This window comes from Pseudomonas sp. N40(2020) (assembly GCF_014472415.1).
GTDB lineage: Bacteria > Pseudomonadota > Gammaproteobacteria > Pseudomonadales > Pseudomonadaceae > Aquipseudomonas.
The window spans coordinates 1-13,361 of the sequence record NZ_JACSZV010000044.1; the positions used below are offsets into that span (position 1 = coordinate 1).

At 59.9% G+C, this 13,361-nt stretch carries 12 protein-coding genes; 7 read left to right on the forward strand and 5 right to left on the reverse strand.

The features are described from left to right. Positions 1–361 precede the first annotated feature (361 nt). Positions 362–727 (forward strand): DUF6124 family protein, encoded by a 366-nt coding sequence (locus tag IAI51_RS23240; RefSeq protein ID WP_187680602.1) that lies wholly within the window; start codon positions 362–364, stop codon positions 725–727. Between the two features lie 122 nt (positions 728–849). Here the strand turns inward: IAI51_RS23240 and IAI51_RS23245 are convergent, their stop codons facing one another. Next, positions 850–1,038, reverse strand: coding sequence for a hypothetical protein (locus IAI51_RS23245; protein WP_187680603.1), 189 nt, complete (start codon positions 1,036–1,038; stop codon positions 850–852). A 770-nt stretch (positions 1,039–1,808) separates the two neighbouring features. Here IAI51_RS23245 and IAI51_RS23250 point away from each other — a divergent pair. The 6 genes from IAI51_RS23250 (at position 1,809) to cmoB (ending at position 8,304) form a co-directional block, all read left to right on the forward strand. Further along, positions 1,809–2,183, forward strand: a complete 375-nt coding sequence (locus IAI51_RS23250) for a DUF6124 family protein (RefSeq protein ID WP_187680604.1) — start codon at positions 1,809–1,811, stop codon at positions 2,181–2,183. A 659-nt stretch (positions 2,184–2,842) separates the two neighbouring features. Further along, the gene (lon, locus tag IAI51_RS23255; RefSeq protein ID WP_222944260.1) at positions 2,843–5,260 is read left to right on the forward strand and encodes an endopeptidase La; all 2,418 of its coding nucleotides are present in this window, start codon (positions 2,843–2,845) and stop codon (positions 5,258–5,260) included. 214 nt (positions 5,261–5,474) lie between these two features. Beyond that, positions 5,475–5,867, forward strand: a complete 393-nt coding sequence (locus IAI51_RS23260) for a protease inhibitor I42 family protein (protein WP_187680605.1) — start codon at positions 5,475–5,477, stop codon at positions 5,865–5,867. A gap of 2 nt (positions 5,868–5,869) precedes the next feature. Then, entirely contained in the window at positions 5,870–6,514 is a 645-nt protein-coding gene (locus tag IAI51_RS23265) for a lysoplasmalogenase (protein ID WP_187680606.1), read from the forward strand. A gap of 93 nt (positions 6,515–6,607) precedes the next feature. Continuing rightward, positions 6,608–7,351 (forward strand): carboxy-S-adenosyl-L-methionine synthase CmoA, encoded by a 744-nt coding sequence (gene cmoA / locus IAI51_RS23270; protein ID WP_095190508.1) that lies wholly within the window; start codon positions 6,608–6,610, stop codon positions 7,349–7,351. Continuing rightward, a complete protein-coding gene (gene cmoB / locus IAI51_RS23275) occupies positions 7,348–8,304 on the forward strand; it encodes a tRNA 5-methoxyuridine(34)/uridine 5-oxyacetic acid(34) synthase CmoB (protein ID WP_187680607.1) in 957 nt (318 codons plus the stop codon). The genes cmoA and cmoB overlap by 4 nt, the downstream gene beginning before the upstream one ends. A gap of 170 nt (positions 8,305–8,474) precedes the next feature. Here cmoB and tadA read toward each other — a convergent pair whose 3' ends face one another. From tadA to ptsP, 4 genes are all read right to left on the reverse strand, one after another. Further along, positions 8,475–8,975, reverse strand: coding sequence for a tRNA adenosine(34) deaminase TadA (tadA, locus tag IAI51_RS23280; protein ID WP_187680608.1), 501 nt, complete (start codon positions 8,973–8,975; stop codon positions 8,475–8,477). Then, on the reverse strand, positions 8,975–10,351 hold the full coding sequence (locus tag IAI51_RS23285) for a multicopper oxidase family protein (protein ID WP_187680609.1): 1,377 nt from the start codon (positions 10,349–10,351) through the stop codon (positions 8,975–8,977). Before IAI51_RS23285 ends, tadA begins: the two co-directional genes overlap by 1 nt. A 108-nt stretch (positions 10,352–10,459) precedes the next feature. Then, entirely contained in the window at positions 10,460–10,759 is a 300-nt protein-coding gene (locus IAI51_RS23290; protein ID WP_187680610.1) for a PTS transporter subunit EIIB, read from the reverse strand. A gap of 2 nt (positions 10,760–10,761) precedes the next feature. Further along, positions 10,762–13,299, reverse strand: a complete 2,538-nt coding sequence (ptsP, locus tag IAI51_RS23295) for a phosphoenolpyruvate--protein phosphotransferase (protein WP_187680611.1) — start codon at positions 13,297–13,299, stop codon at positions 10,762–10,764. Positions 13,300–13,361 lie beyond the last annotated feature (62 nt).

The following is a 13,361-nucleotide window of genomic DNA, read 5'->3' on the forward strand; positions in this document are numbered from 1 at the left end:
GCCTTCGGCAGCTCCTACAGGTTGGAATGTGTGGGGTTGTAGGAATTGTGCTTGTCCTACAGATGCCGGGAATTGCGCGGAGTTTTCCGACAAGTCGCGTCGGTTGTGTCTCGGAAATCGGCTGGATAGGCTCTGGGGGTCGCTGCAAATTCAGCGAACGGGCGTCGCGGCCCGACTTCTGGGGCATAATTGCCGCCGCTTAACAGCAGCACCCCGAGTGCTTGTTTTATGGTGGCTGTACGCGGGATACCTTCGGGTATGCCGAATGCCTCAGGTCGGTCCGCGAACCCGCGTACAGCTACCACCCCTCTTTTTGCGTCGCGGCAATTAGAGGAATGGCCCAATTCCTGAGGAGCAACAAATGAAAAAGCCAACACCCAATCCGCCAGAAACCAACGACACCTCGCCCTACCAATCCCCCGATTCGAAGAAATTCCACGAAGCCGCCGAACGCGCCCTCGACCACTACCTCAAACCCAACGCACTCACCCTGCGCTTCCACAAACCCAGCACCATGTTCCAGGTCGCGCCCGATCAAGACAGCGAAAGCCTGCTGGTCCACGCCTGCGAATCACTGGCACAAGCCAGCCTGATGAGCAGCGACATCGCCGCCTACATCGACCTCCCGCAGCGGCGCACGATTTTGGCGATCCAGCAAATCATCATGCTCGCCGAACTGGCGGTAAACCGCGTACTGGATAACCACGAAATCCCCGCAAAAACCTGACAACCCACCTTGTGTAGGAGCTGCCGAAGGCTGCGATCTTTTGATCTTGTCTTTTAAAAGCAAAATCAAAAGAGCGCAGCCTTCGGCAACTCCTACATAGAGTGAGCGTCAACCCGGCTGAGTCAAAAAGCCTTCCCTCCACTTTTCATCCGTTCTAATCGATCAATGATCAATTGCTCGGCCTGTTTGCGGGTCTCAAGCAACAAACTCTCTTCTGTTGCGCTAAAGATCACCCGATAACGCAGACCTGGGGTGTCGAAGGAATATTCGCGAATGGTGTAACCCTTATAGTCCGAATCTGTATAACTCACAGGTTGACTCCTTGAGGAAGAAAGTTCGGGCGTGCAAATTGTTGGGCCCAAGAACACCGGCCCAATTTCCGATGGATCAGACAATTTATCTACTGTCATAAATAACAGGTAATCAGACACATTCGAAATAAACCACCGTGAAATTGGATATAGGGAACAACTTCAAAATCGAAGATTGCAGCTTTCCACAGCTGAAACAGAGATTTCAGATCGCATCGCGCCAAGGCAAGAGGGTGAATCTGTGATTGCGTACAAACTGTCGGAATAAGTATTAGCGGTGGTTAAAAGGAAGGCGATGTCTCTTGAGGGACATCGCCTTTTTTGTTGCCACCGACTCCCTGTAGGAGCTGCCGAAGGCTGCGATCTTTTGATCTTGTTTTTTGCAGATCAAAGTCAAAAGATCGCAGTATTCGGCAGCTCCTACAGGGGATTGGGTGGTGTCCTACAGAATGGAAATTGGCCGAGAGATTTCCGACAAGTCGCGTCGGTTGTGCGTCGGAAACCGGGTGGATAGGCTCGGTGGGTCGCTGCAAATTCAGCGAACGGGCGTCGCGGCCCGAGCAGTTCATTCGATTTGATGCATAATCGCCGGCCCAAACTGGAGCGCCCAGGTGCTTTTCGTTTGGTTTGATGGTGGCTGTGCGCGGGATACCTTCGGGTATGCCGAGATTGCCGAATGGCTCGGTCCGCGAACCCGCGTACAGCTGCCACCCTCTGTCGCATCGCGGTGATTGAGAGTGACAGCCCCACTTATCATTCGGAGTTTCACCATGAAAAAGCACACACCCAATCCACCAGAAACCAACGACACCTCGCCCTACCAATCCCCCGATTCGAAGAAATTCCACGAAGCCGCCGAACGCGCCCTCGACCACTACCTCAAACCCAACGCGCTCACCTTGCGGTTCCACAAACCCAGCACCATGTTCCAGGTCGCGCCCGATCAAGACAGCGAAAGCCTGCTGGTACATGCCTGCGAATCCCTGGCACAAGCCAGCCTCATGACCAGCGACATCGCCGCCTACATCGATCTCCCGCAGCGGCGCACGATTTTGGCGATCCAGCAGATCATCATGCTGGCGGAACTGGCGGTGAACCGCGTACTGGATAACCACGAAATCTCCCAATCCCCAACACACAGCTGAAAAGCCCCTCACCCTAACCCTCTCCCAAAGGGAGAGGGGACTGACCAAGGTGTTTGAAAGAAGTACGCCGATGTGAAATACCGAGGCGAACTCAGATTTTGAAAAGCCCACAAATAGGCCTCCTCTCCCTAGGGAGAGGGCTGTGGTGGGCAAACCCACCACAAAACAAAAGCCAAGCGAGCGCTCCTCACCACTCAACAGGATGAGCGTTAGCTCGGCTGCAGCTTTTGACGTGCCGGTCCCTTCGGCAGGCTGAGTGAAGGTGTTCATCCGGGGGTAGGCGCGCAGCGCCGTTCGACGAAGTCGAACACATCGAGAGGAGGTGCAGCGAAGCAAACCGGAGGCGATGCCCCCGGATGAGCACCGTAACGAAGGAACCCCGAGCCCCAGCGAGCGGGCCGAACGCCGGGGCCCAGCGTTTTGGTTACTTTTGGGCGTCTGCAAAAGTGACTCGCTGTAAAAGCGAAACCGCCAGCAGCGGCACCGCAAAAACGGATATACCCCCCAAAACCCCAAGAACATGGTCGGCCCAAAGGCCGCCAAGTCCAAAGCGTGAACCCTGTCAAAACCCTGAACACACAAGCAGAAACACCGCCCCCCATTGAAACCACCCAAGCCCTGCCCCATCTAAGACCCATACCCCATTGCGCAGGTGCCCCATGAGCGACCAGCAAGAATTCCCTGAAAGCCCCGACGACTACACCGAAGCCGAACACATCGAACACACCGCCTCCGGCAAAGGCCTCGCCCTGCCCGGCCAGAACCTGCCGGACAAGGTCTACATCATCCCGATCCACAACCGCCCATTCTTCCCGGCCCAAGTCCTGCCGGTCATCGTCAACGAAGAACCCTGGGCCGAAACCCTCGAACTGGTCAGCAAATCCGAACACCACTCCCTGGCCCTGTTCTTCATGGACACCCCCCAGGAAGACCCGCGCCACTTCAACACCGACGCATTGCCGCAATACGGCACCCTGGTCAAAGTGCACCACGCCAGTCGCGAAAACGGCAAACTCCAGTTCGTCGCCCAGGGCCTGAGCCGCGTACGCATCAAAACGTGGCTCAAACACCACCGCCCGCCGTATCTGGTCGAAGTCGAATACCCGCATCAGCCCACCGAGCCGACCGACGAGGTCAAGGCCTACGGCATGGCGCTGATCAACGCGATCAAGGAACTGCTGCCGCTCAACCCGCTGTACAGCGAAGAGCTGAAAAACTACCTCAACCGCTTCAGCCCCAACGACCCGTCGCCGCTGACCGACTTCGCCGCCGCCCTGACGTCCGCCACCGGCCCCGAGCTGCAAGAAGTGCTCGACTGCGTGCCGATGCTCAAGCGCATGGAAAAAGTCCTGCCGATGCTGCGCAAGGAAGTCGAAGTCGCGCGCCTGCAAAAAGAGATCTCGGCGGAAGTTAACCGCAAGATCGGCGAGCATCAGCGCGAGTTCTTCCTAAAAGAACAACTCAAAGTCATCCAGCAGGAACTCGGCCTGACCAAGGATGACCGCAGCGCCGACCTCGAACAGTTCGAACAGCGTCTGGAAGGCAAAGTCCTGCCGGCGCAGGTGCAGAAGCGCCTCGAAGAAGAAATGCACAAGCTGTCGATCCTCGAAACCGGCTCGCCGGAATACGCGGTCACCCGCAACTACCTCGACTGGGCGACCTCGGTGCCGTGGGGCGTGTACGGCGAAGACAAACTCGACCTCAAGCACGCACGCAAAGTCCTCGACAAACACCACGCCGGCCTCGACGACATCAAGGATCGCATCCTCGAATTCCTCGCCGTCGGTGCTTACAAAGGCGAAATCAGCGGTTCCATCGTGCTGCTGGTTGGCCCGCCGGGCGTGGGTAAAACCAGCGTCGGTAAATCCATCGCCGAATCCCTCGGCCGACCGTTCTACCGCTTCAGCCTCGGCGGCATGCGCGACGAAGCCGAGATCAAGGGCCACCGCCGCACCTACATCGGCGCGCAGCCGGGCAAACTGGTGCAGGCGTTGAAAGACGTCGAAGTGATGAACCCGGTGATCATGCTCGACGAGATCGACAAGATGGGCCAGAGCTACCAGGGCGACCCGGCCTCGGCGCTGCTGGAAACCCTCGACCCGGAGCAGAACGTCGAATTCCTCGACCACTACCTCGACCTGCGCATGGACCTGTCGAAAGTCCTGTTCGTCTGCACCGCCAACACATTGGATTCGATCCCTGGCCCATTGCTGGACCGGATGGAAGTGATTCGCCTGTCGGGCTACATCACCGAAGAAAAAGTTGCCATCGCCAAGCGTCACCTGTGGCCGAAACTGCTGGAAAAGGCCGGCGTGTCCAAGGGCAGCCTGAGCATCAGCGACAGCGCCCTCAAAGCCTTGATCGACGGTTACGCCCGTGAAGCCGGCGTGCGTCAGTTGGAGAAACAACTGGGCAAACTGGTGCGTAAAGCGGTGATGAAGCTGATCGACGAGCCGAAAGCGGTGATCAAACTCGGGCCGAAAGATCTGGAAGCCTCGCTGGGCCATCCAGTGTTCCGCAATGAACAAGTGCTGTCCGGCACTGGCGTTATCACCGGTCTGGCGTGGACCAGCATGGGCGGCGCCACATTGCCGATCGAAGCGACGCGGATTCACACGCTCAACCGTGGTTTCAAACTCACCGGGCAACTGGGTGATGTGATGAAGGAATCGGCGGAGATCGCCTACAGCTATGTCAGCTCGAACCTCAAGCAATTTGGTGGAGACGCGAAGTTCTTCGACGAAGCCTTCGTCCACCTGCACGTGCCAGAAGGCGCGACCCCAAAGGACGGCCCGAGCGCCGGCGTGACCATGGCCAGTGCCCTGCTCTCACTCGCGCGTAATCAAGCGCCGAAAAAAGGCGTGGCGATGACCGGCGAGTTAACGCTGACCGGGCATGTGCTGCCGATTGGCGGGGTGCGCGAAAAGGTGATTGCGGCGCGGCGGCAGAAGATTTTCGAACTGATTTTGCCGGAGCCGAACCGGGGTAACTTCGACGAATTGCCGGAGTATTTGAAGGAAGGTATTACCGTGCACTTTGCCAAGCGCTTTGCTGATGTGGCGAAGGTGCTCTTCTGATAACTCGGTAGCGCCGGCTCTACCGCTTTCGCGAGCAGGCTCGCTCCCACAGGGTTGTGCAGTGAACACAGAAATTGTGAACACCGCTGCCCACTGTGGGAGCGAGCCTGCTCGCGAAGGCGTCAGTCCTGACAACCCCTCCCCTGACTGTCACACTTTGTCTCATCTTCAGTTATGCTCGCCGTTCGTCGTAAACGCCGGAGCCGCTGACCTTATGTCCCCCACTCGCCTGTTTGTCCCCCTCGCCCTTTCCTTGCTGGCCGCCTGCGCCACGCAGCCGAAACACAACGTGACTGTGGAAAAACAGAGCGAATGCCCCGTGCGCCTGACCAACGGGCAAAACCTGATCGTGATGCTGCCCAGCAACCCGACCACGGGTTATCGCTGGGCCATTCAGGACTCGGCCGGTGGCGTGTTGCGTGCGCTCAGCCCCGAGGTTTACAGCAACCCGGAAGATGCCGGCGTCGTCGGCGCTGCCGGCCTTTCGACGTGGCGCTTCCAGGCCTTCGCCCCCGGCACCGGGCGTCTGCGCTTGACCTCGCAACAGCCGTGGGCACCGGAAGTGTTGCCGGTGGAAACCTTTGACTGCGCCATTTCGGTGAACTGATCGTGGGCTGGCTGATTCTGGCGCTGATGGGCGCGGTGACTTTTCTCTACGGTGTGAGCACCCACGCGACGCTGCTTTGCCTGCTGGTCAAACCGTTACCGGTGCTGGCGCTGCTCGGCTGGCTACACGACGCGCCGCCCAGCGACTATCGGCGCTGGATCAGCCTTGGACTGATTTTCTCGCTGCTCGGCGATGTGTTGCTCGCGTGGCCGGGGGATTTGTTTGTATTTGGCCTCGGTGCGTTTCTGGTTGCACATCTGGCGTACCTCAAGGCTTACCTCAGCGATTGCAAACGTCTGGCGCTGTTGCCGTTGGTGCTCGCCGTCGCTGTCGGCGCGGTGCTGCTGGGCATTCTGATTTCCAGCGGACTCGGGCCATTGCTGATTCCTGTGATTGTTTACGGCACCGCCATCAGCGCGATGCTCTGGCGCGCCCTCGCTCGCCTGGGAACTGATGTGCCGAAGCGTTCGGCGTTGCTGGCTGCGGCAGGTGCAGTGGCGTTCGTGTTCTCCGACAGCGTGATCGGCATCAACCGCTTCGTCGCGCCGTTCAATGCCGCGCCGTACATCATCATCCTCAGCTATTGGCTAGGGCAGTGGGGCATCGCGGCGTCGGCGTTCTCTCAGACCAAACGCACCTGCGTCTGACGTCGCCCTCGCGGTTTATCAGACAACCCGCGCATCCCCGCGCCACTTTGGCTAAAATGCCGGCCTTTTCCACCGACACCGCCGGAAACCGCCGTGAGCAAAGAACCCGATCGCATTTTCGCCCAGCCGTTGGCCCAGGTGCCTGACTTCGCCTTCAACGAAGACGTGGTGCGGGTGTTCCCGGACATGATCAAGCGCTCGGTGCCGGGTTACCCGACCATCGTCGAAAACCTCGGCGTGCTCGCTGCGCAATTTGCCCAGCCAAACAGCGTGCTCTACGACCTCGGCGCCTCGCTCGGTGCAGTGACTCAAGCGCTGCGCCGCCATGTGCGCACCGACGGTTGCCGAGTGATCGCTGTGGATAACTCGGCGGCGATGGTCGAGCGTTGCCGCGAATACCTCAATGGCCAGAACTCGATGTTCCAGGAGTTGCTGCCGGTCGAAGTGATCGAAGGCGATATCCTCGCGCTCGACTTCCAGCCTGCTTCGGTGGTGGCGCTGAACTTCACGCTGCAATTTATCGCTCCGGATCAGCGCACCGCGCTGCTGTCGCGTATCCGCCAATCGTTGCTGCCCGGCGGCGCATTGATTCTCTCGGAAAAGCTGCGCTTCAACGATGCCGAAGAACACGCCTTGCTCACCGATCTGCACGTCGCGTTCAAACGCGCCAACGGCTACAGCGAACTGGAAATCGCCCAGAAGCGCAGCGCCATCGAAAATGTCATGAAGCCCGACAGCCTCGAAGAACACCGCGAACGCCTCTTGGCCGCCGGGTTCTCGAAAGTCGTGCCGTGGTTCCAGTGTCTTAACTTTGCCTCGTTGATTGCCTTGCCATGATTGATCTGTCCCCCCTCGCCCGCCGTCTGACCGGTACACCGCTGGCCGAATGGGCCAACACCCTGCAAGCGCAACTCGACAAGAAAATGGAGAAAGGCCACGGTGATCTGGAGCGCTGGCAAAGTGCGCTGGACGCCTTGCCGAAGATCCAGCCGAGCGAAGTCGATCTGCTCAACGGCTTGAAACTCGACACCGATTGCGACGATGAAACCCGCGCGCAAATGCACACCGCACTGATGGGCCTGTCGCCATGGCGCAAGGGGCCGTTTGATTTGTTCGGCGTGCACGTCGACACCGAATGGCGTTCGGACTGGAAGTGGTCACGGGTGTCTCCGCATCTGGACCTAAAGGGCAAGCGCATCCTCGATGTCGGTTGCGGCAATGGCTATTACATGTGGCGCATGCTCGGCGCCGGCGCGAACAGCGTGATCGGTGTCGACCCGAACTGGCTGTTCTTCTGCCAATTCCAGGCCGTGCAACGTTACCTGTCCGAACCAAACGCCTGGCACCTGCCGTTCCCGTTTGAAGACCTGCCGCCAAACCTTGAAGGTTTCGACACGGTGTTTTCCATGGGCGTGTTCTACCACCGCCGTTCGCCGATCGAGCATTTGCTGGCGCTGAAGGACTGCCTGGTCAAGGGTGGCGAACTGGTACTGGAAACACTGGTGGTTGAAGGCGACAAACATCAGGTGCTGGTGCCGGAAGACCGCTACGCGCAGATGCGCAACGTGTGGTTCCTGCCGTCGGTGCCTGCATTGGAACTGTGGCTGCGCCGCGCCGGCTTCACTGACATTCGTTGCGTCGATGTGAGTACGACAACGGTCGAGGAACAGCGCGGCACCGAATGGATGAAGTATCAGTCGCTGAGCGACTTCCTGGATCCTGAGGATCACAGCAAGACCATCGAAGGGCTGCCGGCGCCGATGCGGGCGGTCATCGTCGCCCGCAAGTGACTAAAACTCCCTAACACCGCGGTGAGCCCACCCCTCACCCCAGCCCTCTCCCCAGGGAGAGGGAGCCGATCTTTGGGCGTTTCAGGATCCGAGTTCAACTCGACTCGATATCCCGGTCGCCGCACCTCTGCCAATCACCTCGGTCAGTCCCCTCTCCCTCTGGGAGAGGGCTAGGGTGAGGGGCTTTTGGCTCGGCGGGCTCTGAAGAACTCAGTCAAAACCGCCCCACACTCCTCCGCCAGCACCCCGCCTTCATACAACACCCGATGATTCAAAAAGCCCTGGGTAAAAAACTGCCCCTGACTCTGCACAATCCCGGCCTTCGGCTCCAGTGCGCCATACACCACCCGCGCCACCCGAGAATGCACGATCAACCCGGCACACATGCTGCACGGTTCCAGCGTCACGTACAGCGTGCTGCCCGGCAGGCGATAGTTGTTCACGGCTTGAGCAGCGGCGCGGATCGCGACCATTTCTGCGTGGGCGCTGGGGTCGCTTCCGGTGATCGGGCAATTGAAACCGCGCCCGATAATTTCGCCATCCTGCACTAGCACCGCACCCACCGGCACTTCGCCGAGGGCTGCGCCTTGCGCGGCGAGGGCCAGGGCTTCGCGCATGAAATCGCGATCACGGCTGCGGTCGATGATCGCTGCGGGGCGAATCTGGCGCATCACTTCACCTCGATGGCGGCCATCAGGCCGGTTTCCATGTGGTCGATCACATGGCAATGGAACATCCATACCCCCGGGTTATCAGCCACCAGCGCCACTTGCGCGCGCTCGTTCTTGCCCAGCAGATAGGTGTCGGTGAAGTACGGAATGATCTTGTGCCGGTTCGACGCAATCACCTTGAAGCTCATGCCGTGCAAATGGATCGGGTGCTGATACTGCGTCATGTTCTTCAATTCGAAAATATAGCTCTGGCCCAGTTTCAGACTGGCAATCGGCCGATCGGCACAGGTCTTGTCGGTGATGTCCCAGGCCTTGCCGTTGATCTGCCACAGACTTGGCGGCTTGCCGTTGTCGACATTGACCGACACCGACCCGACCCATTCGAAATTGAAGTTGAGTTTCTCGGCATTCGCCAGATCCGGCTCGGCCACCGGATTGGCCGGCAAGGCTTTCGGCCATTCAGTCGGGGCGTCGGTGTTGGCCACCGAACGCAAGGTGCCCAGTCGAACCGGGCCGTTGCGCAGCGACAGTTCTTCGCCAGCCGCTGGCGCCTTGATCGCCAGGCAAATACGCATGCCCGGGCCAAGCCAGTATTCCTTGCCCAGCGGCCGTGGTTCGACCGGGTTGCCGTCCAGCGCATAGATCTTCGCTTCGACACCCGGGATGTTGATGCGATACGTCAGGGTGTTATCGAGGTTGAGCAGTCGCACTCGCGTGATCTGCCCGGCCGGTAATTCGATCACTGGCAACGGCACGCCGTTGATGGTCGACAGCCGCCCCGCCGTACCGCCACGCGCGGCCTCACGCGGGATGCTGAATTCGACGAATTTGCCTTCGTCGTCGATGTGCCAGTTTTTCAGGCTCAGGGTCTTTTCGTACTTGAAACCGGTCGGTTCGCGCTCTTCGATGATCAGCGGCCCGACCAACCCGCGACCGAGTTCTTCGCTGCTGCTGACATGCGGGTGATACCAGTAGCTGCCGGCGTCCGGCACACGGAATTTGTAGTCGAAGTATTCGCCCGGCAGCACCGGCAACTGCGACACGTAAGGCACGCCGTCCATTTCCAGCGGCAGGCGAATGCCATGCCAGTGAATGGTGGTCGCCACCGGCAGGTGATTGATGAAGCGCACCCGCAGCCATTCACCCTGACGCACGCGCAACTCGGTGCCCGGCGCCGACGGGCCGAACGCCCAGGCTTCGGTCTTGTGCCCCGGCACCAGTTCGACGTCCAGTGGCGCGGCGATCAGCTCATAGTCGTGACCAGCCTCAGCGTCAGCCATTTTGCCCAGCCAGTAACGCGACGCGCCCCCCGCTCCCACGCCAACGACAACAAGACCGGCCAGGCCACCGAGGATTTGGCGACGGGTAAAGGACATGAACTCAACTACCTCACGTATCAGCGACGGACCCTGAAGGCCCGTAAAAGGCGAATACGATACACCTGCAATTGCGAAACAGTAAGGGCGACCTGAGGCCGCACATCGTCAATCGGCTTGAGGTCGCAGGCCGGTAATCAGGTGCACCACACCGCCCTCCAACGGCATGACGCCGGCGACACCGGCATCGCTCAACGCCTGGCGATCCATGCGCGAGACATCGCGCAACGTCACTCGCACTCGGGTCAACGCCGCCGGTTGTTGCGATTCGAGGTTATCCACTCCCCCCAGCGCCACCACGATCTGCGCACTCAGCCCCTCGACAGGTACGGCCTGCACGTTCGGATCATCCACTACCAGATCAGGGGTCAGCGCTTTCCAGAAGGCTTTCTGCAATTTATCGAACATGTTCAGTTCTCCAGAACCCGTAGAGTATCGACCGTCGCCTCGTGATACAGGCGCAGCGCCTCGCGCACTTCTTCAGCGCTTTCCAGCCCCTGCACCTGCTCGGCGATGGCTTTGCAGTCGAGCAGATGCACCTCGCGCACTGCGGCTTTGATCGCCGGTATTTGCGGCACGCTGACCGACAGCTCATCTACGCCTAACCCGAGCAACAACGGCACGGCCAGACGTTCGGAGGCCATCGCCCCACACACACCGACCCATTTGCCGTAGGCATGCGCGGCTTTCACGGTCATGGCGATCAGGCGCAATACCGAGGGATGAAAGCTGTCGGCCTGACTGGCCAGACGCGGATGATCGCGATCCATGGCCAAGGTGTATTGGGTGAGATCGTTGGTGCCGATCGAAAAGAAATCCACGTGCGGCGCAAACAGATCGGCCATCAATGCCGCCGCCGGCACTTCGATCATGATCCCCAGTTTCGGCAGCTCGACCAGGCCCAGCGCCAGCGCTTCCTGCTCCAGCATCTGCCGAGCCTGATGCAGCTCCGAGAGCTGCGTGACCATCGGCAACATGATGTGCAGGCGGGTCAGACCGACACTGCCAAGGATCGCCCGGAATTGCTCGCGCAACAGCTGCGGGCGCTCCAGACACAGGCGGATCCCGCGCAACCCGAGAAATGGATTGGTTTCGCTGTCCATTGGCACGTAGGTCAGTGGTTTGTCACCGCCGACATCCAGTGTGCGCACCACCAGATTGTGCGACGGCCCCACGGCCCGGGCGATGGCGCTGTAGGTCGACACTTGTTCGTCGCCAGTCGGTGCGTGGTTGCGATCCAGATAAAGAAACTCCGAGCGTAAAAGCCCCACGCCCGCACCGCCCAGGCCCATCGCTTGTTCAGTCTCGCTCAGCGAAGCGACGTTGGCGGTCACTTCGATGTGATGCCCGTCGCGGGTACGGGCCGCCAGTGTTGCCTGCGCGTGTTCGTGCTGACGGCGTTGGTGTTGTTGCTCGTGCCTGGCCTGCCATTGATTGATCGCCACGGCGTCCGGATGCACCTGTAACTCGCCCTTGTCGGCATCGATCAACACCTGTGAACCGTTGGCCAACGCCAGCATCTGCACAGGCATCCCGCAGATTGCCGGTAAACCACAAGCCCGCGCCAGAATAGCCACGTGACTGGTTGCACCACCGCCGACCGTGGCGAATCCCAGCACTTTGCTCGTATCGAGCCCGGCCGTCTGTGACGGTGTCAGTTGATCGGCAATCAGAATGGTCCCGGCCGGCAGCTCCAGCGCATGCTCGCGAATCCCGAGGATCAGTTTCAGTACGCGCTGGCCGACGTCAGCCAGATCCGCCGCCCTTTCGGCCAGCAACGCACTGCCGAGTTGCTGGAAAAGTGTCGCTGTTGTCTCGGTGGCGGCGCGCCAGGCAAACGCGGCGCTTTTGCCCTCGGCAATCAACGCCTGGGCCTGATCGAGCAGGCTCGGATCTTCGAGCAGCTCCTGATGCGCCTTGAAGATCTCGGCCTTGGCCTCGCCGGTGGCGGTATCGCGCAAATGCTGCAAGGCCATATCCGCCTCGATCAGAGCATTGGCCAAAGCCTCCTGTTCGATAGCCGGGCCGGCACCAAATTCGCTCACGTCGAGCGTCGACTCGGTGACCTGCATCACTCGTCCCAACGCCGAACCCGGTGAAGCGCAGACCCCCAGCAAAACACCCGGACTCTCAGGCTCGATGGTCTCGACTTGAACCTCCGCCGGCAGCGCGGTCACCGCCTCACCACAACCCTCGGCCAGCAACCGGGAGAGCGCACTGATCGCAGCCTCAGCATCTTCGCCCACTGCACTGACCCGCACGCTGTCACCCAAAGCGGTCTGCAGCGCCATGATCGCCACCAGAGATTTGGCGTTGGCTTCGGCCTGTTGTTTGTGCAAATGGATTTTTGCTGCAAAACCCTTTGCCGCTTGGGCGAAAACCGCTGCCGGACGCGCATGCAGGCCATTGGGATTGGGCAATTTCAAAAACCGGGAGAAAAACGCTTCGCCTTCTGGCGCCGCAGGCTCCTCGGCGGTTGTTTCTGCACTGGCGAGGCTCAGCAATGGCTGGCCGGTTTCGACCAGACCGGTTGGCGCGGTCAGCCAAGTGAAAGGCTCGCCGCTGACCACCAGCATCAGCGTCATCAAACTGCGGGCATGCAAAGCGATGTAGTCGGCATCGAATTCGATCAGTGCCTGACCGAATTCCACCCGCTGACCTTCTTCAACCAATCGGGTGAACCCCTGACCGGCGAGGTTCACCGTATCAAGACCGATGTGCAGCAACACCTGAACGCCTTGGTCATCGGTGATGCTTACGGCATGCCCGCTGGCCTGCACGTTGCTGATCACCCCGGCCAGCGGCGCGCACAGCGTTGACGAAGTCGGGTCGATGCACAGACCGTCGCCGATCACGCGGCTGGAAAACACCTGATCCGGCACTTGATCCAGCGGTATCAGTACGCCAGCCAAAGGCGCCAGCAGTTGCAAGGGTTGAGATGTGGCCATGACGTCACCTGCGGTTTTATTCTTTGAAGTGCCCATGGAGCGCAACGCCCCACCAGCATCGC

What these genes read in the sequence shown, in the direction of transcription:
- IAI51_RS23240 (WP_187680602.1), top strand. Translation starts at nt 362, where the DNA reads ATGAAAAAGCCAACACCCAATCCGCCAGAAACCAACGACACCTCGCCC.
- IAI51_RS23250 (WP_187680604.1), top strand. Translation starts at nt 1,809, where the DNA reads ATGAAAAAGCACACACCCAATCCACCAGAAACCAACGACACCTCGCCC.
- lon (WP_222944260.1), top strand. Translation starts at nt 2,843, where the DNA reads ATGAGCGACCAGCAAGAATTCCCTGAAAGCCCCGACGACTACACCGAA.
- IAI51_RS23260 (WP_187680605.1), top strand. Translation starts at nt 5,475, where the DNA reads ATGTCCCCCACTCGCCTGTTTGTCCCCCTCGCCCTTTCCTTGCTGGCC.
- cmoB (WP_187680607.1), top strand. Translation starts at nt 7,348, where the DNA reads ATGATTGATCTGTCCCCCCTCGCCCGCCGTCTGACCGGTACACCGCTG.
- tadA (WP_187680608.1), bottom strand. Translation starts at nt 8,975, where the DNA reads ATGCGCCAGATTCGCCCCGCAGCGATCATCGACCGCAGCCGTGATCGC.
- IAI51_RS23285 (WP_187680609.1), bottom strand. Translation starts at nt 10,351, where the DNA reads ATGTCCTTTACCCGTCGCCAAATCCTCGGTGGCCTGGCCGGTCTTGTT.
- IAI51_RS23290 (WP_187680610.1), bottom strand. Translation starts at nt 10,759, where the DNA reads ATGTTCGATAAATTGCAGAAAGCCTTCTGGAAAGCGCTGACCCCTGAT.
- ptsP (WP_187680611.1), bottom strand. Translation starts at nt 13,299, where the DNA reads ATGGCCACATCTCAACCCTTGCAACTGCTGGCGCCTTTGGCTGGCGTA.